This window comes from Mycobacterium sp. NTMscope_MAC_12, from assembly GCF_976985675.1.
The window spans coordinates 710,690-730,454 of record NZ_CDRJYY010000001.1; the positions used below are offsets into that span (position 1 = coordinate 710,690).

General features: G+C 68.2%; 19 protein-coding genes. 11 read left to right on the forward strand and 8 right to left on the reverse strand.

Annotation, left to right across the window (positions count from 1 at the left end; translation table 11 throughout):
• Positions 1-27 precede the first annotated feature (27 nt).
• Positions 28-816 (forward strand): (2Z,6E)-farnesyl diphosphate synthase, encoded by a 789-nt coding sequence (locus tag AC0KS4_RS03480; protein ID WP_225328076.1) that lies wholly within the window; start codon positions 28-30, stop codon positions 814-816.
• A gap of 157 nt (positions 817-973) precedes the next feature.
• Complete coding sequence (locus AC0KS4_RS03485) at positions 974-1,399, forward strand: hypothetical protein (RefSeq protein ID WP_238958196.1); 426 nt, start codon at positions 974-976, stop codon at positions 1,397-1,399.
• A 6-nt stretch (positions 1,400-1,405) separates the two neighbouring features.
• Here AC0KS4_RS03485 and coaA read toward each other — a convergent pair whose 3' ends face one another.
• The gene (gene coaA / locus AC0KS4_RS03490) at positions 1,406-2,344 is read right to left on the reverse strand and encodes a type I pantothenate kinase (RefSeq protein ID WP_225328078.1); all 939 of its coding nucleotides are present in this window, start codon (positions 2,342-2,344) and stop codon (positions 1,406-1,408) included.
• A 115-nt stretch (positions 2,345-2,459) separates the two neighbouring features.
• On the opposite strand from coaA, the gene glyA reads away from it, so the two are divergent.
• The 5 genes from glyA to AC0KS4_RS03515 all read left to right on the forward strand — a co-directional run bounded on the left by glyA (position 2,460) and on the right by AC0KS4_RS03515 (position 8,711).
• The gene (gene glyA / locus AC0KS4_RS03495) at positions 2,460-3,740 is read left to right on the forward strand and encodes a serine hydroxymethyltransferase (RefSeq protein WP_238958388.1); all 1,281 of its coding nucleotides are present in this window, start codon (positions 2,460-2,462) and stop codon (positions 3,738-3,740) included.
• Positions 3,741-3,859: 119 nt separating this feature from the next.
• The gene (locus tag AC0KS4_RS03500) at positions 3,860-4,687 is read left to right on the forward strand and encodes an acyl-ACP desaturase (protein WP_238958195.1); all 828 of its coding nucleotides are present in this window, start codon (positions 3,860-3,862) and stop codon (positions 4,685-4,687) included.
• Positions 4,688-4,932: 245 nt separating this feature from the next.
• Positions 4,933-6,234 carry a PhoH family protein gene (locus tag AC0KS4_RS03505; RefSeq protein ID WP_238958194.1) on the forward strand — a complete coding sequence of 434 codons (1,302 nt, stop codon included), beginning with the start codon at positions 4,933-4,935 and terminating at the stop codon, positions 6,232-6,234.
• A gap of 88 nt (positions 6,235-6,322) precedes the next feature.
• The gene (locus AC0KS4_RS03510) at positions 6,323-7,198 is read left to right on the forward strand and encodes a polysaccharide deacetylase family protein (RefSeq protein ID WP_238958193.1); all 876 of its coding nucleotides are present in this window, start codon (positions 6,323-6,325) and stop codon (positions 7,196-7,198) included.
• A 49-nt stretch (positions 7,199-7,247) separates the two neighbouring features.
• A complete protein-coding gene (locus AC0KS4_RS03515) occupies positions 7,248-8,711 on the forward strand; it encodes an adenylate/guanylate cyclase domain-containing protein (RefSeq protein WP_238958192.1) in 1,464 nt (487 codons plus the stop codon).
• Between the two features lie 7 nt (positions 8,712-8,718).
• On the opposite strand, the gene AC0KS4_RS03520 is transcribed toward AC0KS4_RS03515, so the two are convergent.
• The 3 genes from AC0KS4_RS03520 to glpX are packed head-to-tail and all read right to left on the reverse strand — an operon-like array spanning position 8,719 to position 12,281.
• A complete protein-coding gene (locus AC0KS4_RS03520) occupies positions 8,719-9,699 on the reverse strand; it encodes a hypothetical protein (protein ID WP_238958191.1) in 981 nt (326 codons plus the stop codon).
• Between the two features lie 52 nt (positions 9,700-9,751).
• Positions 9,752-11,170, reverse strand: a complete 1,419-nt coding sequence (locus AC0KS4_RS03525) for a class II fumarate hydratase (RefSeq protein WP_238958190.1) — start codon at positions 11,168-11,170, stop codon at positions 9,752-9,754.
• A gap of 31 nt (positions 11,171-11,201) precedes the next feature.
• Positions 11,202-12,281, reverse strand: a complete 1,080-nt coding sequence (gene glpX, locus AC0KS4_RS03530; protein WP_157884935.1) for a class II fructose-bisphosphatase — start codon at positions 12,279-12,281, stop codon at positions 11,202-11,204.
• Positions 12,282-12,336: 55 nt separating this feature from the next.
• Between glpX and AC0KS4_RS03535 the strand changes: the two genes are divergently transcribed.
• From AC0KS4_RS03535 to AC0KS4_RS03545, 3 genes are read left to right on the forward strand one after another with little or no spacing between them, the layout of a single operon-like run.
• Entirely contained in the window at positions 12,337-13,038 is a 702-nt protein-coding gene (locus tag AC0KS4_RS03535; protein ID WP_238958189.1) for a DUF4245 domain-containing protein, read from the forward strand.
• 11 nt (positions 13,039-13,049) lie between these two features.
• Positions 13,050-13,847: a dienelactone hydrolase family protein gene (locus AC0KS4_RS03540; RefSeq protein WP_238958188.1), complete on the forward strand. Its 798-nt coding sequence runs from the start codon at positions 13,050-13,052 to the stop codon at positions 13,845-13,847.
• An 8-nt stretch (positions 13,848-13,855) separates the two neighbouring features.
• Positions 13,856-15,400, forward strand: coding sequence for a carboxylesterase/lipase family protein (locus AC0KS4_RS03545; RefSeq protein WP_238958187.1), 1,545 nt, complete (start codon positions 13,856-13,858; stop codon positions 15,398-15,400).
• On the opposite strand, the gene AC0KS4_RS03550 is transcribed toward AC0KS4_RS03545, so the two are convergent.
• The 4 genes from AC0KS4_RS03550 to AC0KS4_RS03565 form a co-directional block, all read right to left on the reverse strand.
• On the reverse strand, positions 15,397-16,497 hold the full coding sequence (locus tag AC0KS4_RS03550) for a 3-beta-hydroxysteroid dehydrogenase (RefSeq protein WP_238958186.1): 1,101 nt from the start codon (positions 16,495-16,497) through the stop codon (positions 15,397-15,399). The genes AC0KS4_RS03545 and AC0KS4_RS03550 overlap by 4 nt on opposite strands.
• A gap of 73 nt (positions 16,498-16,570) precedes the next feature.
• Complete coding sequence (locus AC0KS4_RS03555) at positions 16,571-16,840, reverse strand: exodeoxyribonuclease VII small subunit (protein WP_225328089.1); 270 nt, start codon at positions 16,838-16,840, stop codon at positions 16,571-16,573.
• The gene (gene xseA / locus AC0KS4_RS03560; protein ID WP_238958185.1) at positions 16,830-18,077 is read right to left on the reverse strand and encodes an exodeoxyribonuclease VII large subunit; all 1,248 of its coding nucleotides are present in this window, start codon (positions 18,075-18,077) and stop codon (positions 16,830-16,832) included. Before xseA ends, AC0KS4_RS03555 begins: the two co-directional genes overlap by 11 nt.
• Positions 18,074-18,673 (reverse strand): lipid droplet-associated protein, encoded by a 600-nt coding sequence (locus AC0KS4_RS03565; RefSeq protein ID WP_225328091.1) that lies wholly within the window; start codon positions 18,671-18,673, stop codon positions 18,074-18,076. The genes xseA and AC0KS4_RS03565 overlap by 4 nt, the downstream gene beginning before the upstream one ends.
• Positions 18,674-18,762: 89 nt before the next feature.
• On the opposite strand from AC0KS4_RS03565, the gene AC0KS4_RS03570 reads away from it, so the two are divergent.
• Positions 18,763-19,761: a 4-hydroxy-3-methylbut-2-enyl diphosphate reductase gene (locus AC0KS4_RS03570; RefSeq protein WP_225328092.1), complete on the forward strand. Its 999-nt coding sequence runs from the start codon at positions 18,763-18,765 to the stop codon at positions 19,759-19,761.
• The last annotated feature ends 4 nt before the right edge of the window (positions 19,762-19,765 follow it).

Sequence of the window (19,765 nt, forward strand, 5' to 3'; positions counted from 1 at the left end):
TTGCGCCTGGCAGTAGGGTGTGTGTTCGTGGAAATCATCCCGCGGCGACTCAAAGAACCGCTGTATCGGATCTACGAGATGCGGCTGCGGCAGGGGTTGACCGCTTCCAAGTCGGAACTGCCCCGCCACATCGCGGTGCTGTGCGACGGAAACCGGCGCTGGGCGCGCGACGCGGGATACGACGACGTGAGCTACGGCTACCGGATGGGTGCCCTCAAGATCGCCGAGATGCTGCGCTGGTGCCAGGAGGCCGGCATCGAGATGACCACCGTGTACCTGCTTTCCACCGAGAACCTGCAGCGGGATCCCGAGGAGCTGGCCGGGCTCATCGAAATCATCACCGACGTCGTCGAGGAGATCTGCGCGCCGGCCAATCGCTGGAGCGTGCGCACCGTCGGCGACCTCGAGCTGCTCGGCGAGCAACCGGCCCGCCGACTGCGCGAGGCGGTGGAATCCACGCCGGTCGTGGCGCCCTTCCACGTCAACGTCGCCGTCGGCTACGGCGGCCGTCGCGAGATCGTCGACGCGGTGCGGTCCCTGCTGAGCAAGGAACTCGCCAACGGCGCGACCGCCGAGGAGCTGATCGACACGGTCACCGTCGATGCGATCTCGGAAAACCTCTACACCTCCGGTCAGCCGGATCCCGACCTGGTGATCCGCACCTCCGGCGAGCAACGGCTCTCCGGTTTCCTGCTGTGGCAAAGCGCGTACTCGGAGATGTGGTTCACCGAGGCGCACTGGCCCGCCTTCCGCCGGGTCGACTTCCTGCGCGCGCTGCGCGACTACAGCCAGCGGCATCGCCGCTACGGCAAATAGGGCCTCGCCGCCGCTGCGCCTTGTGACTCGTGGGGCGGCTGATCCCGCCGGACTGGCGCGTGTCAAATATTTACCCGATAACGGGAATAGCCGGGTGAACCACCTCGTCGTTGTATCCGTGGCAATAGCCAACACCGCCATCGCGAGGAGTAATCACATGATGTCTGTCTCTGGTGTATCGGGCCTCACCACACGGCCCCTCTATGACGCGACCGACTCGCTGTTGCGTTTTGCCGTGCGCGCCGACGCGACCCTGACCGGGTTGTTCGGCTTGGCCGTCGCTTTCCTCGCCGACCCGCTCTCGTCGCTGACCGGCCTGACGTCCTTCGAGGATTACGCCGTGGGGGCCTCCTTCGTGATCTACGGCCTCGTGGTGTTCAGCCTCGGGGCGTTGCCGGACCTGCGCAGCGTCGGTATCGGCGTCATCGTGGCCAACGTCTTCTTCACGCTGGCCTCGATCGTGGCGGCCGAGGCATTGCCGCTGACCGTCACCGGGGCCGCGCTAACGCTGGCCGGCGGCGCGTACACGGCGGCGTTCGCCGCGTTGCAATACCTGGGAGTGCGTCGGCTCGAGACTGCCTAGTCGCGCCTAAAGTTTGCGCAGCCGCAGCCGGTTGATGGAGTGGTCGGCGTCCTTGCGCAGCACCAGCGTGGCGCGCGGCCGGGTGGGCAGAATGTTCTCGACCAGGTTGGGGCGGTTGATGGAGCGCCAGATCTCGCGCGCGGCGGCGACGGCCTTGGTGTCGTTGAGCGCCGCGTAGTGGTGGAAGTGCGACTCGGGATCGGCGAAAGCGGTGCTGCGCATGGCCAGGAACCGCGAGATGTACCACTGCTCAATGTCTTCGATCCGCGCGTCCACGTACACGCCGAAGTCGAACAGGTCCGACACCATCAGGGTCGGACCGGTCTGCAAAACGTTGAGGCCCTCCAGGATCAAGATGTCCGGATGGCGCACCACGTGCTTGGCCCCGGGGATGACGTCGTATTTCAGATGGGAATACACCGGCGCGCACGCGTAGTCGGAGCCCGACTTGACCGACGTCACGAACCGCATCAGCGCCCGACGGTTATAGCTTTCCGGAAACCCCTTGCGGTGCATCAGGTTTCGCCGGTCCAGCTCTGCGTTCGAGTACAGGAACCCGTCGGTGGTCACCAGATCCACCCGGGGGTGATGGTCCCAGCGGGCCAACAGCGCCTGCAGCACGCGGGCGGTCGTCGACTTGCCGACCGCCACGCTGCCGGCGACCCCGATGATGAACGGCACGGGCCGGTCCGGATTTTGCTGAGGCTCGCCCAGGAACTCCGCGGTGGCGGCGAACAACCGCTGGCGGGCCGCGACCTGAAGGTGAATCAGCCGGGCCAGCGGCAGATAGACCTCTTCGACCTCGAGCAAGTCGATTTGTTCGCCCAGACCGCGCAGGCCGACCAGTTCCTCCTCGGTGAGGGCCAGCGGCGTCGACATACGAAGCGCACGCCATTGCTTTCGGTCGAACTCCACATAAGGGCTCGGCTCGCTAAGCCGCGGCATAGTGCAAGTGTTGCAGGAGCGCCGAAAAGCCCGACGGCTGGGCTGGCCAAAAGTCGCCGCTGGATAGACTGGCGCCGTGACTGCTGCACCTGACGCCCGCGCCGCGACCTCTGTGATGTCCGCCCCCCTCGCCGAGGTCGACCCCGACATCGCCGCGCTGCTGGGCCAGGAGTTGGGCCGCCAGCGCGACATGCTGGAAATGATCGCGTCGGAGAACTTTGTTCCGCGCTCGGTGTTGCAAGCCCAGGGCAGCGTGCTGACCAACAAGTACGCCGAGGGCCTGCCCGGGCGCCGCTACTACGGCGGCTGCGAGTACGTCGACGTCGTGGAGAACATCGCCCGCGATCGGGCCAAGGCGCTCTTCGGCGCCGACTTCGCCAACGTGCAGCCGCATTCGGGCGCCCAGGCCAACGCCGCCGTGCTGCACGCGCTGATGTCACCGGGGGAGCGGCTGCTGGGGCTGGACCTGGCCAACGGCGGCCACCTGACGCACGGCATGAAGCTGAACTTCTCCGGCAAGCTCTACGAGAACGGGTTCTACGGGGTCGACCCGACGACGCATCTCGTCGACATGGACGCGGTGCGCGCCAAGGCGCTGGAATTTCGCCCCAAGGTGATCATCGCCGGCTGGTCGGCCTACCCGCGGATCCTCGACTTCGCGGCGTTCGCCGCGATCGCCGACGAGGTCGACGCCAAGCTCTGGGTGGACATGGCGCACTTCGCGGGCCTGGTCGCGGCCGGCTTGCACCCCTCGCCGGTGCCGCACGCCGATATCGTGTCGACCACCATCCACAAGACGCTCGGCGGCGGCCGCTCGGGCATGATCCTGGGCAAGCAGCAATACGCCAAGGCGATCAACTCGGCCGTGTTCCCCGGCCAGCAGGGCGGTCCGCTCATGCACGTGATCGCGGGCAAGGCCGTCGCGCTGAAGATCGCGAGCACCCCCGAATTCGTCGAGCGACAGCAGCGGACGCTGTCGGGCGCCCGCATCCTCGCCGAGCGGCTGCTGGCCGCCGATGTCGCGAAGGCCGGTGTGTCGGTGGTCAGCGGCGGCACCGACGTGCACCTGGTGCTGGTGGATCTGCGCAACTCCCCGCTCGACGGCCAGGCCGCCGAGGACTTGCTGCACGAGGTCGGCATCACCGTCAACCGCAACGCCGTGCCCAACGATCCGCGGCCGCCGATGGTCACGTCGGGCCTGCGGATCGGCACGCCCGCCCTGGCCACCCGTGGCTTCGGCGACGCCGAGTTCAGCGAGGTTGCCGACGTCATCGCCACCGCCCTGGCGGCCGGCAGCTCGGCCGACGTGTCGGGCCTGCGGCAGCGCGTGACACGGCTGGCCCAGGAGTTTCCGCTGTACGAGGGCCTCGAAGACTGGGCGCTGGTCGGCCGCTAACCGGCGGCGACGCCGCCCTGACGGCCCGGCCGGGCCGGGTTCGAGGATCAAGGTCAGCACTTGTTCCGACACGACCCCGGCGATTTCATGAACCTGTGTACGCGGGTTACAGTTATCTCATGGCACAGAGACCCGTCGCTAACGCGCTGACCCTGGAACTCGAGCCGGTCGTCGAAGCGAACATCGACCGCCACCTGTCCACCGAAGAACTCTGGTTCGCGCACGACTACGTGCCGTTCGAACGGGGCGAGAACTTCGCATTCCTCGGCGGACGCGACTGGGAACCCTCGTCGGCGACGCTGCCCCGGCCGCTGACGGATGCCTGCGAGATCATGCTGCTGCTCAAGGACAACCTGGCCGCCCACCACCGCGAGCTGGTCGAGCACTTCATCCTGGAGGACTACTGGGGCCGCTGGATCGGCCGATGGACCGCCGAGGAGCATCTGCACGCCATCGCGCTGCGCGAGTACCTGGTGGTGACCCGGGAGGTCGACCCGACCGCCAACGAAGAGGCCCGCGTCCAGTACGTGATGAAGGGCTACCGCGCCGACACCTACTCGCAGGTGGAAACCCTGGTGCACCTGGCGTTCACCGAACGCACCCACGCCGTGTTCTGCGAGAACCTGGCCGCCAAGCTCGAGGAGCCCATCCTGGCCGGGCTGGTCGACCGGATCGCGCGCGACGAGCGGCGGCACGAAGTGTTCTTCTCCAACCTCATCGCGCACTGCCTGGACTACACCCGCGACGAGACGATCGCGGCGATCGCCGCCCGCGCGGCCGACCTGAAGGTGCCCGGCGCCGACATCGACGCGTATGCGGACAAGGTGCAGAACGTCGCCGACGCAGGCATTTTCGGTCCGGAGCAGCTGCGGCAGGCGATCTCCGACCGCATCACCGCATGGGGGCTCGCGGACGAGCCCGCCCTGCGGCAATTCATCGTCGGCTGAGCCGGCTGCCCGCTCCCCGCTGATCCCTCCGCGGGGTTGCCGCGGCTTGTCGTGTCGGCGCGCCTGCACAGCGGGCGGACGGCCACGGGAGTAGCGTCGTTCCCGATGGTCAGCGTCAAGCTCTGCTGCCAGGGCGGCACCTCCCGTCACCACAACGGAAGGACCGGCCCCGGTCCTGGTGCTGCGGTTCCCGTCGACATGCCTGTGCGGGTCCGCGCGGGCTCATCCCGCTCGAGGAGCGCTACGTGACCGATATCCGGACCTACGTGATCGACACTTCCGTGCTGCTGTCCGACCCGTGGGCGTGCAGTCGGTTCGCCGAGCACGAGGTGGTTGTTCCGTTGGTGGTGATCAGCGAGCTGGAGGCCAAACGCCACCACCACGAGCTGGGATGGTTCGCCCGCCAGGCGTTGCGCCTGTTCGACGATCTTCGGCTTGTGCACGGCCGCCTGGATCAGCCCATTCCCGTTGGGACACAAGGCGGTACGCTCCACGTCGAACTCAACCACACGGACCCGGCGGTGCTGCCCGCCGGCTTCCGCGGCGACAACAACGACTGCCGGATCCTGAGTTGCGCCGCCAACCTCGCCGCCGAAGGCAAACGAGTCACGTTGGTCAGCAAGGACATTCCGCTTCGGGTCAAGGCCGCCGCGGTGGGGCTGGCCGCCGACGAGTACCACGCGCAAGACGTCGTGGCCTCCGGATGGTCGGGCATGCGCGAGATCGAAACCGCCACCGACGATATCGATGCCCTGTTCACCGACGGTGAGATCGATCTGGCCGAAGCCCGAGACCTGCCCTGCCACACCGGCATTCGGCTTCTCGGTGGTAGCTCCCACGCGCTGGGCAGGGTCAACGCGGACAAGCGCGTTCAGCTGGTCCGCGGTGACCGCGAAGTGTTCGGACTGCGCGGGCGGTCCGCCGAACAACGGGTCGCCCTGGACCTGCTGCTCGACGAGTCGGTCGGCATCGTGTCGCTGGGCGGCAAGGCCGGCACCGGCAAGTCGGCGCTCGCGTTGTGCGCCGGCCTGGAGGCCGTGCTGGAGCGGCGGACCCAGCGCAAGGTGGTGGTCTTCCGCCCGCTGTACGCCGTCGGCGGCCAGGAGTTGGGGTACCTGCCCGGCAGCGAGAGCGAAAAGATGGGGCCGTGGGCGCAGGCCGTTTTCGACACCCTCGAGGGCCTGGCCAGCCCGGCGGTGCTCGAGGAAGTGCTGTCCCGCGGCATGCTCGAAGTGCTGCCGCTGACCCACATCCGGGGCCGGTCGCTGCACGACTCGTTCGTCATCGTCGATGAGGCGCAGTCGCTGGAGCGCAACGTTTTGCTGACCGTGCTGTCCCGGCTGGGCACCGGGTCGCGGGTGGTCCTGACCCACGACATCGCTCAGCGCGACAACCTGCGGGTGGGGCGCCACGACGGGGTCGCGGCCGTGATCGAGAAGCTCAAGGGCCATCCGCTGTTCGCCCACATCACCCTGCTGCGCAGCGAGCGGTCGCCGATCGCCGCGCTGGTCACCGAGATGCTCGAGGAGATCGCCGGACCGCACTGAGCGTTTTCGCCGCGAAACTGTATTCCACTACCGTTTCACCCGCGAAACGCGTCGCTGGTTGCAGTCTCGCGGTGAGTAGGCTCTTACCGTGGCGAAACGACCCGACACTTTGGCCTGGCGCTACTGGCGCACGCTGGTCGGTGTCGTCGCGGCCGTCGCGGTCCTGGTGATCGGCGGGCTGACCGGTCACGTGACACGCGCCGACGACCTGTCCTGCGCGGTCATCAAATGCGTCGCGCTGACCTTCGACGACGGCCCCGGCCCCTTCGACGAGCGGCTGCTGCACGTCCTGAAGGACAACGACGCCAAGGCCACGTTCTTTCTGATCGGCAACAAGGTGGCCGCCAACCCGGCGGGGGCCAAGCGCATCGCCGACGCGGGGATGGAAATCGGCAGCCACACCTGGGAACACCCCAACATGACGACCATCCCGCGGGAGGACATCGCCGCGCAGTTCTCCAAGGCGAATGACGCCATCACCGCCGCGACGGGCCGCACGCCGACGTTGTACCGGCCCGCGGGCGGATTGTCCGACCCGGTGGTGCGCCAGACCGCCGGTCAATTCGGGCTGGCCGAAATCCTTTGGGACGTCATCCCTTTCGATTGGGCCAACGACTCGAATACGGCGGCGACGCGATCCATGCTGATGACCTACATCAAACCGGGTTCGGTGGTGTTGTTCCATGACACCTACTCAAGCACCGTCGATCTGGTGTATCAGTTCATCCCGGTGCTCAAGGCCAACGGCTACCGGCTGGTGACGGTCAGCGAACTGCTGGGACCACGCGCGCCCGGCAGCAGTTACGGCGGCCGGGAGAACGGCCCACCCGTCAACGGTCTGCGCGACATCCCCGCCGGTGATATCCCCACGCTGCCCGACACGCCCTCACCCAAGCCGATGCCCAACTTCCCGATCACCGACATCCCCGGGCAGAACTCCGGCGGGCCGAACAACGGTGCCTAGCGCCAACGTCGGGCCCGCCGCGAAAGGACGAAAGTCCGCTCGACGGTGGATGTTTCACTACGGGCTCGACCTGAGCCTGTCCTATGTCCTGGCCGTCGTCGAAGCGGCCGCCATCTTGATCCCCCTGCGCGGCCACACGTCCGTCGCGGCCAACGACGACTTCGCGCGGCACAGCACGGCGCCGGTGGCGCTGCTGATCGTGTTGGGCATCATCGGCGTCTCGGTGTCCGGCGCCCTGAGCCTGGCTCCCACGCTGCGCTGGTTTGTGGCGGGCGACGAACCGACACCGGAACAGCGCGAGGCCGTGATGAAGCTGGCCGGGCGCCAGTCGGCGATCCTGGTGACGGCCTGGGCGCTGAGCGGCGGAACCTTCATCCTGCTGAATCTGGGTGGTGGGGCCCGGCTGCTGCTGCCCATCGTGCTCGGCGTGGTGCTCGGCGGCTCCGCCGCCGCCGGCACGGGGATGCTGCTCGCGCAGCGCACCATGCGCCCCATCATGCGGGCCGCTACGCTGGGCGCCGAGCCGCGGCTGGCCGTGCCGAGTGTGTACGCGCGACTGGTTCTGCTGTGGTTTCTGTGCAGCGCGTTTCCCATCGCGGTCATCGCGTCGCTGATCGTCCTCCGCTCCTACGGGTGGCTGATCGAGAAGTCGGCATCGTTGGACGTGCCGATCCTGGTGGTGTCGCTGGCGGCGCTGGTGCTGGGGCTGCCGACGATGATCCTGACGTCTCGGTCCATCTCGGACCCCATCGGCGAGGTCGTCGACGCCATGGCGGAGGTCGAACACGGCCGCATGGAGACCTACGTCGGCGCCTACGAACGCTCCCAAATCGGGCGGCTGCAAACAGGATTCAACCGAATGGTGGCCGGGCTCGCCGAGCGTGACCGGCTGCGTGACCTGTTCGGGCGCCACGTTGGGGCCGACGTCGCGCAGCGCGCCGTCGAAGAGGGAGCGTCCCTGTCCGGCGACGTGGTCGAAGCGGCGGTGCTGTTCATCGACCTGGTGGGTTCCACGCAGCTCGCGGAAAACCGCCCGCCGCAAGAGGTTGCCGAGGTGCTCAACGACTTCTTCCGGATCGTCGTCAACGCCGTCGACGAACACCACGGGATGATCAACAAATTCGCCGGTGACGCCGCGCTGGCCGTGTACGGGGTGCCGTTGCCGACGAGCGAGCCGGCGTCCTCGGCCCTGGCGACAGCCCGTGCACTGGCCACGCAACTGCGGCGGTTGCCGGTCGATTTCGGCGTCGGCGTCTCCGCGGGGCGCGTTTTCGCCGGCAACGTCGGCGCCGAGAACCGGTACGAATACACCGTGATCGGCGACGCCGTCAACGAGGCCGCGCGGCTGGCCGACCTCGCCAAGACTTCCGATCGGCGAATCCTGTGCTCGGCGGCCGCCATCGAGGCGGCCGGTGAGGCCGAACGCGGGCACTGGGCCGAATGCTATTCCACCGTGTTGCGGGGGCGATCCGAGGCCACGCACGTCTCGGCGCCGACGGCCCCGGCCGGTTAGGGCCGCGTCAGGACTTCGAGACCTTCAGCGCGGCAATGATTTTGCCGACGAGGTCCGCCGACGCGGTGTCACCGATGGGTGTGCTGCCGATGAACACGGTGACCGGTTTGGTGTCGACCGCGATGATGCTGACCGAGTCGCCTTTGACGTTGCGGGTGGGGTCGGCGATCGTGACGTCGGCGTCGGCCCGCACCGCCTTGGTCCCGTCCACGGTGATCGACGACGTCTTGACCGGTCCCAGCGTGGGTGCCGCGTTGGCATACCCGGGTCCGTTGACCACGCACTGCATCAGTTTGGTGGCTTGCGCCGTGAGGTCCATGCTGGCAACGAAATTGGTGACGGCGACCTCGGCCGTCATCATCCATTGATTGGCGCCGGGCACGTCCTGGGCGACGCCGAGTCCGCCGATCAGGTTGGGGCCCTGGTCATCCGAGAACACCGTCCACCCGGAGGGCGCCGCGCCGGCCGGGAACGAAAGCTTGCCGGCGGCGATCGAGTCGCTGCGGGGCATCTCACCGCCGGACACATTCGGCGTGCAATCGGTGGCGTTTTGCGCCGAATTCCTCGGTTGCGAGACCGACGTGCTCGTCGACGGCGGCGCGGCGCTCGACGGCTTCTTGCCGTGGCCGCCCTTCATCACCACGAGGGTGGCCACCAGCGCGATCACGGCCAGCGCGACCACACCGGCGACGATCAACCACGGCAGCTTCGAGCCACCGGGGGGACGCCCCGGCGGGTAGGGGCCGCCAGGCGGGAATGGTTGTCCCGGTGGGGGATACTGCGGGCTCTGGTACGGGTTGGCGGGGCCGCCCGGCGGCGGATACGGGTACGGGCCGCCCGGCGGATAGGCGTACGGACCGCCCTGCGGGTAAGGGCCCTGCGGGTAGGGGCCGCCGGCCGGCGGCTGGCCGCGCCAATTCGGGTCCTGCCCATACGGATTGCTTCCGTAAGGCCCCTGACCGTAGGGGCCGCCGGGAGGAGCCGTCATGGAAAAACCACCCTTACTCTTCGTCGACCGCCGTCACCGCATGACGGCCAGCCTAGTCTTTCGGCTTGACCTCGTCTTGGACGCGGGCCATGGCCAGCACGTCGAGGCGGCGGTCGAGCTCCTCGATCGACAGCTTGTCGCCGATCAGGCCGCGGTCGATCACGGTCTGGCGAATCGTCTTGCGCTCCTTGAGGGCTTGCTTGGCCACCGCGGCGGCCTCCTCGTAGCCGATCGCCGAGTTCAGCGGCGTCACGATGGACGGCGACGATTCGGCGAGCTCCCGCAGGTGCTCGACGTTGGCCGCCAGGCCGCTGATGCAGCGCTCGGCGAACAGCTTCGACACGTTGGTCAGCAGCTTGAACGACTCGAGAATGTTGCGGGCCATCATCGGGATGTACACGTTGAGCTCGAACGCACCGGACAGGCCGCCGACGGCCACCGCGGCATCGTTGCCGATCACCTGCGCGGCGACCTGCGTAACCGCTTCGGGGAGAACCGGATTCACCTTGCCCGGCATGATCGAGCTGCCCGGCTGCAGGTCGGGCAGCTGGATCTCGGCCAGGCCGGTCAGCGGGCCCGACCCCATCCAGCGGACGTCGTTGGCGATCTTGGTCAGCGAGACGGCGATGGTGCGCAGCGCCCCGGACGCCTCGACCAGCCCGTCGCGCGCGGCCTGGGCCTCGAAGGAGTTTGCCGCCGTGCGCAATTCGCTCAGGCCGGTGGAGGCGATCAACGTTTCGACCACCTTGGCGCCGAAGCCGTCGGGAGCGTTCAGGCCGGTGCCCACCGCGGTCCCGCCGATCGCCAGCTCACCCAGTCGGGGCAGCGTGGCGCGCACCCGCTCGATGCCCGCCTCGATCTGGCGGGCGTACCCGCTGAATTCCTGGCCGAGCGTCACGGGAACGGCGTCCATCAGGTGGGTGCGGCCCGACTTGACCACGGTGTGCCATTCGCGGGCCTTGCCCGCCAGCGCGTCGTGCAGCACCTCGAGCGCCGGAATGAGGTGGCGCACGGCGGCTTCGGTGGCCGCGATGTGGGTTGCGGTCGGGAAGGTGTCATTGGACGACTGCGACATGTTGACGTCGTCGTTGGGGTGCACCGTGACACCATTGGCCCCCGCGATGCTGGCGATCACCTCGTTGGTGTTCATGTTGGAGCTGGTGCCCGAACCGGTCTGGAAGACGTCGATGGGGAACTGGTCGTCGTGGCGGCCGTCGGCGATCTCGGCGGCCGCGGCGATGATCGCGTCGGCCTTCTCCGGAGCGAGCAGCCCGAGGTCCTTGTTGACCTGCGCGCAGGCGCCCTTCAGCAGGCCCAAGGCACGGATCTGGGTGCGCTCCAGGCCCCGGCCCGAAATCGGAAAGTTCTCGACCGCACGCTGGGTTTGCGCGCGCCACAACGCTTTTGCGGGGACGCGGACCTCCCCCATGGTGTCGTGCTCGATGCGGTACTCGGTGTCATCCGTGGCCATAGAGTGCTGGCTTCCTCGTTCTTCGAAGTGGTCAGGGCAGGGGATAGGCGGCAGAACTGTCGCCGGTGAAGTCGATGGCGGAGTATTCGTTGAGCTTCGAAAGCCGGTGGTAGGCCTCGATCATCCGGACGGTGCCCGACTTCGACCGCATGACGATCGATTGGGTGGTGCAGCCACCGGGGTAGTACTGCACGCCCTTGAGCAGGTCGCCGTTGGTGACGCCGGTGGCGCAGAAGAAGACGTTGTCACCGGACACGAGGTCCTCGGTGGTCAGGATCTGATCGAGGTCGTAGCCGGCGTCGATGGCCTTTTGGCGTTCCTCATCGTCGGTGGGGGCCAACTGCGCCTGGATGGCGCCACCCATGCACCGGATCGCGGCGGCGGCGATGATGCCTTCGGGGGTGCCGCCGATCCCGGCCAGCATGTCGGTGCCCGAGTGCGGCCGGCAGGCCGAGATCGCGCCGGCGACGTCGCCGTCGGTGATCAGCCGGATGCGGGCTCCGGTGGCCCGGACGTCTTCGATCAGCTGGGCGTGCCGCGGCCGGTCCAGGATGCACACGGTCATGTCGCGCACCGACAGCGCCTTCACCTTGGCGACGGCCTTGATGTTCTCGGCGATCGGCGCGGTGATGTCGAGCACGTGCGCGGCCTCGGGGCCGACGGCGATCTTGTTCATGTAGAACACCGCCGACGGGTCGAACATCGCGCCGCGGTCGGCCACCGCCAGCACGGAGATGGCGTTGGGCATGCCCTTGCTCATCAGCGTGGTGCCGTCGATCGGGTCGACGGCGAAATCGCACTCCGCGCCGTCGCCGTTGCCGACCTCTTCGCCGTTGTAGAGCATCGGCGCGTGGTCCTTCTCACCCTCGCCAATGACGACCACGCCGCGCATCGACACCGAGTTGACCAGCTCGCGCATCGCGTCGACGGCTGCCCCGTCGCCGCCCTCTTTGTCGCCGCGGCCGACCCAGCGTCCGGCGGCCATGGCGCCGGCCTCGGTGACGCGGACCAGTTCCAAGGCCAGGTTGCGGTCTGGCGCCTCACCGCGCGGCCGCGCCTGCGCTGGAGCCCGGCCGTTGGCGGTGGACGAGCGGTCGCCCTCAACTGTCATGGTTGCTGATTGTCCCAGAAGCGGATCGGTCCGCTGGAACTGGGATACTCGGGGGATGACCGAGAAGCCGCCGCTGAATGCCAGCTCGGACGGCTCTGTGGCCGACGAGCCGGCGCCGGCCGCCGGCCCCGCGCCGCGGCCGGCGAAGCCCCGGCTGCTGCAGGACGGCCGCGACATGTTCTGGTCGCTGATTCCGCTGGTGATCGGCTGCGTGGTGCTGGCCGGCCTGCTGGGCATGTGTTCGTTTCAGCTCGACAGGCACCAGGGCCCCATCCCGTCCTATGACGCCGCGGCGGCCCTGCGGGCGGACGCCGCGACGCTCGGCTTTCCCATCCGGCAACCGCAACTGCCGAGCGGCTGGCGGGCCAACTCCGGGCACCGTGGCGGGATCCCCAACGGGCGATCCGACCCCGCGACGGGCCAACGGGCGAACGCACCCCTCTCGGTGGTCGGATACATCAGCCCGAGCGGGATGTATCTGAGCCTGACCCAGAGCAACGCCGACGAGGACAAGCTGATCAATTCGATCCATCCGTCGGCATACCCGACCGGGGCGGTCGATGTCGCCGGGACCAACTGGGTCGTCTATCAGGGTTCCGGCGAAGGCGGCGCGGACGCCGAGGCGGTGTGGACGACCCGGCTCAGCGGTTCGGGCGGCGCGACGCAGATCGCGATCACCGGCGCCGGAAACAGCGATCAATTTCGTACGCTGGCCTCGGCGACGCAATCGCAGCCGCCGCTGCCGACACGCCGATAGAAGGGACCCGCGTGACCGCTCCAGAGGCCGATCTGTCCGGATGGTCGGCGGCGCCGTTCAGCGGTGGCGGCTACACGCACGACGTCTACCGCAAGGGCGCCGGCCCCGGCGTGGTGCTGATCCCCGAGATCCCTGGGATTCACCCCGGTGTGCTGGCCTTGGGTAATCACTTGGTGGACAACGGCTTTACCGTCGCCATGCCGTCACTATTCGGCCAGCCGGGCACGCCAAGGACGTTCGGTTCCATCGCGGCGACCACCGCCAGGGCCTGTGTGACAAGGGAGTTCGCGGCGTTTGCGACCAACAAGGCGCGGCCGGTGGCGTCGTTCCTGCGCGCGCTGGCGCGCGACCTCAACGCCGCGACTCCGGGCAGGGGTGTCGGCGTCATCGGTCAATGCTTCACCGGTGGGTTCGCGCTGGCCGCCGCGGTCGACGACAGCGTGCTCGCCCCGGTGCTTTCGCAGCCGTCGATTCCCGTGGCGCTGGGCGCCGCGCGTCGCCGCGACCCCGGCCTGAGCGAGTCCGAGCTGACCACCGTGGCCGACCGCTGCGCCAACGACGGCTTGTGCGCCATGGGATTGCGATTCAGCGAGGACAAGCTGGCGCCGGGCGAACGGTTCGCGACGCTCAAGGAGCGCCTCGGCGACGCCTTCGAGGTGATCGACATCGATTCGGGGCCCGGCAATCAGCACGGTTTCGGCAAGATGGCGCATTCGGTGCTCACCGACGAGGTCCGCGAAGTCGACGGACACCCCGCCTACGAGGCCCGCAAACGGGTGGTCCAATTCCTCACCGAGCGACTCACCTAGGAACGCGCATGGCGATCGACGACCTGGTGGTCGAAACCGGCTACGGCCCGGTCCGCGGTGTCGACGAGGGCGGCGTCAAGGCGTGGAAAGGCATTCGCTACGCGGCGGCGCCGGTGGGCGACTTACGTTTCCGGGCGCCGCAACCGCCCGAGCGCTGGACCGAGATCGCCGACGCCACCGCGTTCGGGCCGGCGTGCCCGCAACCGGTATTTCCCAACATGCCGCTGGATCTGGGCGCGCCGCAGGGGGAAGACTGCCTGCGGCTCAACGTCTGGGCGTCCTCGGACACCCGGCCCGGCGACGCCAAACCGGTGCTGGTGTGGCTGCACGGCGGCGCCTACGTCCTGGGATCGAGCAGCCAGACCCTCTATGACGGCAGCAGGCTGGTCAGCCACGGCGACGTCGTGGTTGTGACGGTCAACTATCGGCTCGGGGTGCTCGGCTTTCTCGACCTGGCGTCGTTCGACACCGCGGGGCGAAGGTTCGACTCGAACGTCGGGCTGCGCGACGCGCTCGCGGCGTTGGAGTGGGTGCGCGACAACGTCGCCGCCTTCGGCGGCGATCCGCAACGGGTCACGCTGTTCGGTGAATCCGCCGGGGCGGGGATGGTCACGACGCTGCTGGCCAGCCCGGCGGCCCAGGGCCTGTTCGCCGGCGCGATCGCGCAGAGTTCGCCGGCCACTTCGGTGTACGACCGCGATCGTGCGCACCGGGTCACCCGAGCCTTTCTCGACAAACTGGGAATCGCCCCCTCGGAGTTGCAGCGGCTGGTCGACATGCCGATGGCGACCATCCTGGCCACCTCGCAAGAGGTGTTCGACGAGGTGCCGGCGCGCAACCCGGGAACGCTGGCGTTCGTGCCGATCGTCGACGGCGACGTGCTGGGCGACTACCCGGTCAAGCTGGCGCAGGAGGGTCGTACCCATCCGGTCCCGCTGATCATCGGCACCAACAAACACGAGGCGGCACTCTTCCGGCTGATGCGTTCGCCGCTGATGCCGATCACCCCGAGCGCGATCACCTCGATGTTCAACCAGATCGCCGCCGAACAACCCGATTTGCAGTTGCCCACCGAGGAGGTGATCGGCTCGGCGTATTCGCGTATACGGCGCAAGGCAAGGAGTTTGAGCATCGCGACAGACGTCGGCTTCCGGATGCCCTCGGTGTGGCTTGCCGAGGGACACGCCCGCGTGGCGCCGGTGTATCTGTACCGATTCGATTACTCCACCCCGCTGTTGAAGCTGCTGACGGTCGGGGCCGCGCATGCCACCGAATTGCCTTATGTCTGGGGAACTCTCGGTGCTCCCAAGGACCCCACGCTGAAGCTCGGTGGCACCAGAACCGCCAAGGCGGTCTCAAAGAGGGTGCGTACGCGATGGATCAACTTCGCCGCGCACGCCGAGCCCGCGGGCCCCGCCGGTGAGCCGGAATGGCCGCCGTACCGGGCGGACGATCGAGCCTGCCTGCTCATCGACAAGAAGGACGCCCTCGCGCATGACGTCGACGCGAACATCCGCGCCGCGTGGGGCAGCGAGATGGTGAGCTTCCGCTAAACGGAAGCCTTGGCCGCCAACGCTTCTCGCTTCATCTGGTCGAACATGCCCACGTAGTACGGCAGACATTCCGACAGCGCCTGTTCGGTGGTGAACAGGGGCTGGTAGCCGAGATCACGAGACGCCTTGGCGATCGAGAAGAAGTTGTCCAGATAAAGCCGCTCGACGGCTAGTGGCTCGAGCAGCGGCGCCGGTATGCCGAACCGGAAATGCAGCCGCTGCCAACCCGTCATCGCCGCGCGAACGAGCGGGCCGTTCACCCGGACCCGCGGCCAATTCTCGCCGCAGGCCTCGACCACGGGCCGGGCGAACTCGAACATGTTGATCGGCTCGGCGTCGTTGATGAAGTACGCCTGACCGGGTGCGGTGCCGCCGGGCGCCAGATGCTGGGCCGCCAGGATGAAACCGTGAATCAGGTTGTGCACGTAGGAGTTGTCCAACCGGGCCGATTTGCGGCCGATCAGCACCTTGACGTGACCGGCGATCACGCTTTCGAACAGCTTGCGGAACATCGTCTGGTCGCCGCGGCCCCAGATGCCGCTGGGCCGAATCGCACAAGTCAGTAGGCCGGCCCCACCGTTCGGGGAGCCGTTCTGGCCCAATACAAATCGCTCGGCGATCACTTTGGTCTCGGTGTACAGATCGTTGAATCGGTCGGTGTAGGGCAGTGTCTCGTCGCCGCCCGCAATGTTCTGGCCGCCCATCACGACGCTGTTCGACGAGGTGTAGACGAAGCGCTGCACCCCGGCCGCCTGCCCGGCGCGGACCAGGTTCTCGGTGCCCCCGACGTTGACCCCGAAGCTGCGCTGCCGGTACTCCTCGGTCACCGACGCGCCGCCCATCAGGTCGATGATCGCCGCGGTGTGAAACACCGTGTCGATGCCGTCGACCGCTTGGGCGCACACCGCCGTGTCGGTGATGTCTCCTTGCAGCACCTCCAACTGAGGATGCTCGGGCAATGGCGAGGGGGCCCGGTCAAACGAGCGGACCTGATACCCGCGGTCGAGCAGGGTGGTCACCAGGTTGGCGCCGACGAATCCGGACCCCCCGGTGACCAGGACGCGGCCGAGTTCGGCCGTCAGCGATGGATCACCCATGCGTCAAATCATAACTGAAACGTGTTCCAGTTCGGAAAAAGTCTTTCAACCCAGCCCTCCGACGTTGCGCGATTCAGGCGTCCTCGGCGTCGCCCGCCGCGAGAGCGTCCTCGATCCGCTTGCGAGCGCCAGCTAAATGTTCTTCGCACCGTTTAGCCAGCTGTTCGCCTCTTTCCCATAGCTGCAGCGACGCATCCAGGTCCAGCCCGCCCTGCTCTAACAGGCGCACGACCTCGATCAGCTCGTCCCGGCACGCTTCATAGCCCAGGTGACTAATAGGTGTAATGGATTCGGTCCCCTCCGGGCCGGCTGAGCCGTCCCCGCCGTCGTTTTTACGCGCCATCGGCCGGCCCTTCGCTGACCGCGGCCACGGCACCGTCGGCCACCCGCACCCGCAACCGGGTGCCCGCCGGCGCGTCGTCGACCGAACGCATCACCTTGCTCTCGGTGGCGCCGACCGTTTGCACGACGGCGTAGCCGCGCGCCAAGGTGGCCGCCGGCCCCAGCGTCGCCAGCCGCGCGCTCAGATGGCCGATCCGTTCGGTCTCGGTGGCGGCCAGCCGAGTGACGTCGCGGCGAATCGCCGAGCGCGCGCGGTGAACCTCCTCGGCGCGCGACCTCAGCGCCGCCAGCGGCTCGGCCAGCACCGGACGGCTGCGTATCTGGGCCAGGGCCCGCTGTTCGCGAGATACCCAGTTGCGCAGCGATTGTGCGCTGCGTCGGCGCAGTTCGTCGACCAGCCGCTGTTCGGCCGCGGCGTCTGGGACCACCTTCTTGGCCGCGTCGGTGGGCGTGGCCGCACGCAGATCGGCGACCAGGTCGCACAGCGGATTGTCGGGCTCGTGACCGACCGCGCTGATCACCGGGGTGCGGCACGCCGCGATCGCGCGGCACAGCGTCTCGTCGGAGAACGGCAACAGGTCTTCGACGCTGCCGCCGCCGCGGGCGAGGACGATGACGTCGACGTCGGCGTCGCCGTCGAGCTCACGTAGGGCGTCGACGATCTGCGCAACCGCGTTGGGTCCCTGGACCGCCGTGTTGCGCACCGCGAAACGCACCGCCGGCCAGCGTCCGGCCGCCACGGTTTTCACGTCCCGCTCGGCCGCGCTGGCCCGGCCGGTGATCAGGCCGATCATGTTGGGTAGGAAGGGGATTGGCCGCTTGAGCCGGGCGTCGAAAAGCCCTTCGGCGTCCAACAGCCTGCGCAACCGATCGATGCGCGCCAGTAGCTCGCCGACTCCCACCGCGCGAATCTCGCTGAGCCGCAACGAAAATGTGCCGCGGCCCGTGTAAAACGATGGCTTGCCGCACACCACCACCTGGGTGCCCTCGGCCAGCTTCACCGGTGCGTTCAGCACCAAATCGCGCGGGCACGTCACGGTCAGCGACATGTCGGCGGCGGGGTCACGCAGCACCATGAACACGGTTTTGGAATCGGGCCGCATCGAGACCTGGGCGAGCTGACCCTCCACCCAGACGGTGCCCAACTTGTCGATCCAGCCCGCGACCCGGATTGCCACCGCGCGCACCGGAAAAGGGTTCTCGGCGGAGTTCGGTTCGGACGTGGCGGCGCGGGTCACTTCGCGTTCGCGCGGGTGATCCTGTTGGCGAGCAGCGTCTGGAACGGCGCGCGGCCCTTGGTCGCCTGCTCGTAGGCCAGCAGCTCTTCGAGTTCATCCACGCTCAGCGATTGCAGGCGGGCCCGCAGCTGCGCCAGCGTCAGGGCCGAGTAATCCAGTTCGGTGGCCACCGCCGGTAGGGGCACCGACGCGTCGGCCGCCGGCTTCTTCGAGGGGCGGGCGGGTTTGGTCAGCGCGCTGGCGTCCTCGTGCGCTTCGGCCACCGAGTACAGCGCAAACCGTCCCTCGGCCCGGCGCTCGCCCTCGCCGCCCTCGGTCACCGTGGCATATGCCCCGTCGACCGCGTCGTCCACGTCCTCGTCGAACGTCGCCCATTCCGGCTTCTCGTCCTTGGGCGGGAAAATCGACTCGAGGGTGCTGTCCCCCTTGATCACCAGCTCGGCGAGGTTTTGCTGGAAGCGCATCACCACGTGCGCCGCCTGACTGGCCAGTGTCATCGGGTACATCAGGATGGTTTTCGGCAGCCTGATGGTCTCCTCAACGGCGACCGTTGCCGCGCCGACCAGCAGCCGAACCCCATACGGTGCAGTAGCCATGGGTCCAAGATTGCCTTAAGCGGCGGCTAACTCCAAGCCCGCCGGCGCGAGCTGGCAGCCCCGTGTCGGCAGAACGTACCCTGGGGGACATGCCCTCGACCGTCGACATGGGGATTCCCGGCGCATCCAGCTCGGTGGCCGTGCCCCCCACCCGCAAGCGCGTGCTCCTGGCCGAGCCGCGCGGCTACTGCGCGGGCGTGGACAGGGCCGTCGAGACCGTGGAGCGCGCGCTGGAAAAGCACGGCCCGCCGGTCTATGTGCGTCACGAGATCGTGCACAACCGGCACGTGGTCAGCACGCTGGAAAAGGCCGGGGCCGTGTTCGTCGAGGAGACCGACGAGGTGCCCGAAGGCGCCATCGTGGTGTTCTCCGCGCACGGCGTCGCCCCCTCGGTGCACTCGGCGGCCGCCGAGCGCAACCTGCACACCATCGACGCCACCTGCCCCCTGGTCACCAAGGTGCACAACGAGGCCCGGCGATTCGCCCGCAACGACTACGACATCCTGCTCATCGGCCACGAGGGCCACGAGGAGGTCGTCGGCACCGCCGGCGAGGCGCCCGACCATGTGCAACTGGTCGACGGGGTCGCCGCCGTGGACAACGTGACGGTCCGTGACGAGGACAAGGTGGTGTGGCTCTCCCAGACCACGCTGTCGGTCGACGAGACGATGGAAATCGTCGAGCGGCTGCGGCAACGATTCCCGAAGCTGCAGGATCCGCCCAGCGACGACATCTGCTATGCGACCCAAAATCGGCAGGTTGCGGTCAAGGCGATGGCCCCGGAGTGCGAGCTGGTGATCGTCGTAGGGTCGCGCAATTCGTCGAACTCGGTGCGGCTGGTGGAAGTGGCGTTGGGCGGCGGGGCCGCCGCCGCCCACCTGGTCGACTGGGCCGAGGACATCGACCCGGCGTGGCTCGAGGGCGTCACCACGGTCGGCGTCACGTCCGGGGCGTCCGTTCCCGAGGTCCTGGTGCAAGGCGTGCTGGAGCGGCTGGCCGAGTGCGGCTACGACCTGGTGCAACCGGTGACCACCGCGCAGGAGACGCTGGTGTTCGCGCTGCCGCGCGAGATCCGCTCAGCCCGCTGAGGGG

Excerpts from the sequence above, each read along its gene's own strand:
- AC0KS4_RS03485 (WP_238958196.1), top strand. The coding sequence starts at position 974 with ATGATGTCTGTCTCTGGTGTATCGGGCCTCACCACACGGCCCCTCTAT.
- coaA (WP_225328078.1), bottom strand. The coding sequence starts at position 2,344 with ATGCCGCGGCTTAGCGAGCCGAGCCCTTATGTGGAGTTCGACCGAAAG.
- glyA (WP_238958388.1), top strand. The coding sequence starts at position 2,460 with ATGTCCGCCCCCCTCGCCGAGGTCGACCCCGACATCGCCGCGCTGCTG.
- AC0KS4_RS03500 (WP_238958195.1), top strand. The coding sequence starts at position 3,860 with ATGGCACAGAGACCCGTCGCTAACGCGCTGACCCTGGAACTCGAGCCG.
- AC0KS4_RS03515 (WP_238958192.1), top strand. The coding sequence starts at position 7,248 with ATGTTTCACTACGGGCTCGACCTGAGCCTGTCCTATGTCCTGGCCGTC.
- AC0KS4_RS03520 (WP_238958191.1), bottom strand. The coding sequence starts at position 9,699 with ATGACGGCTCCTCCCGGCGGCCCCTACGGTCAGGGGCCTTACGGAAGC.
- AC0KS4_RS03525 (WP_238958190.1), bottom strand. The coding sequence starts at position 11,170 with ATGGCCACGGATGACACCGAGTACCGCATCGAGCACGACACCATGGGG.
- glpX (WP_157884935.1), bottom strand. The coding sequence starts at position 12,281 with ATGACAGTTGAGGGCGACCGCTCGTCCACCGCCAACGGCCGGGCTCCA.
- AC0KS4_RS03535 (WP_238958189.1), top strand. The coding sequence starts at position 12,337 with ATGACCGAGAAGCCGCCGCTGAATGCCAGCTCGGACGGCTCTGTGGCC.
- AC0KS4_RS03545 (WP_238958187.1), top strand. The coding sequence starts at position 13,856 with ATGGCGATCGACGACCTGGTGGTCGAAACCGGCTACGGCCCGGTCCGC.
- AC0KS4_RS03550 (WP_238958186.1), bottom strand. The coding sequence starts at position 16,497 with ATGGGTGATCCATCGCTGACGGCCGAACTCGGCCGCGTCCTGGTCACC.
- AC0KS4_RS03555 (WP_225328089.1), bottom strand. The coding sequence starts at position 16,840 with ATGGCGCGTAAAAACGACGGCGGGGACGGCTCAGCCGGCCCGGAGGGG.
- AC0KS4_RS03565 (WP_225328091.1), bottom strand. The coding sequence starts at position 18,673 with ATGGCTACTGCACCGTATGGGGTTCGGCTGCTGGTCGGCGCGGCAACG.
- AC0KS4_RS03570 (WP_225328092.1), top strand. The coding sequence starts at position 18,763 with ATGCCCTCGACCGTCGACATGGGGATTCCCGGCGCATCCAGCTCGGTG.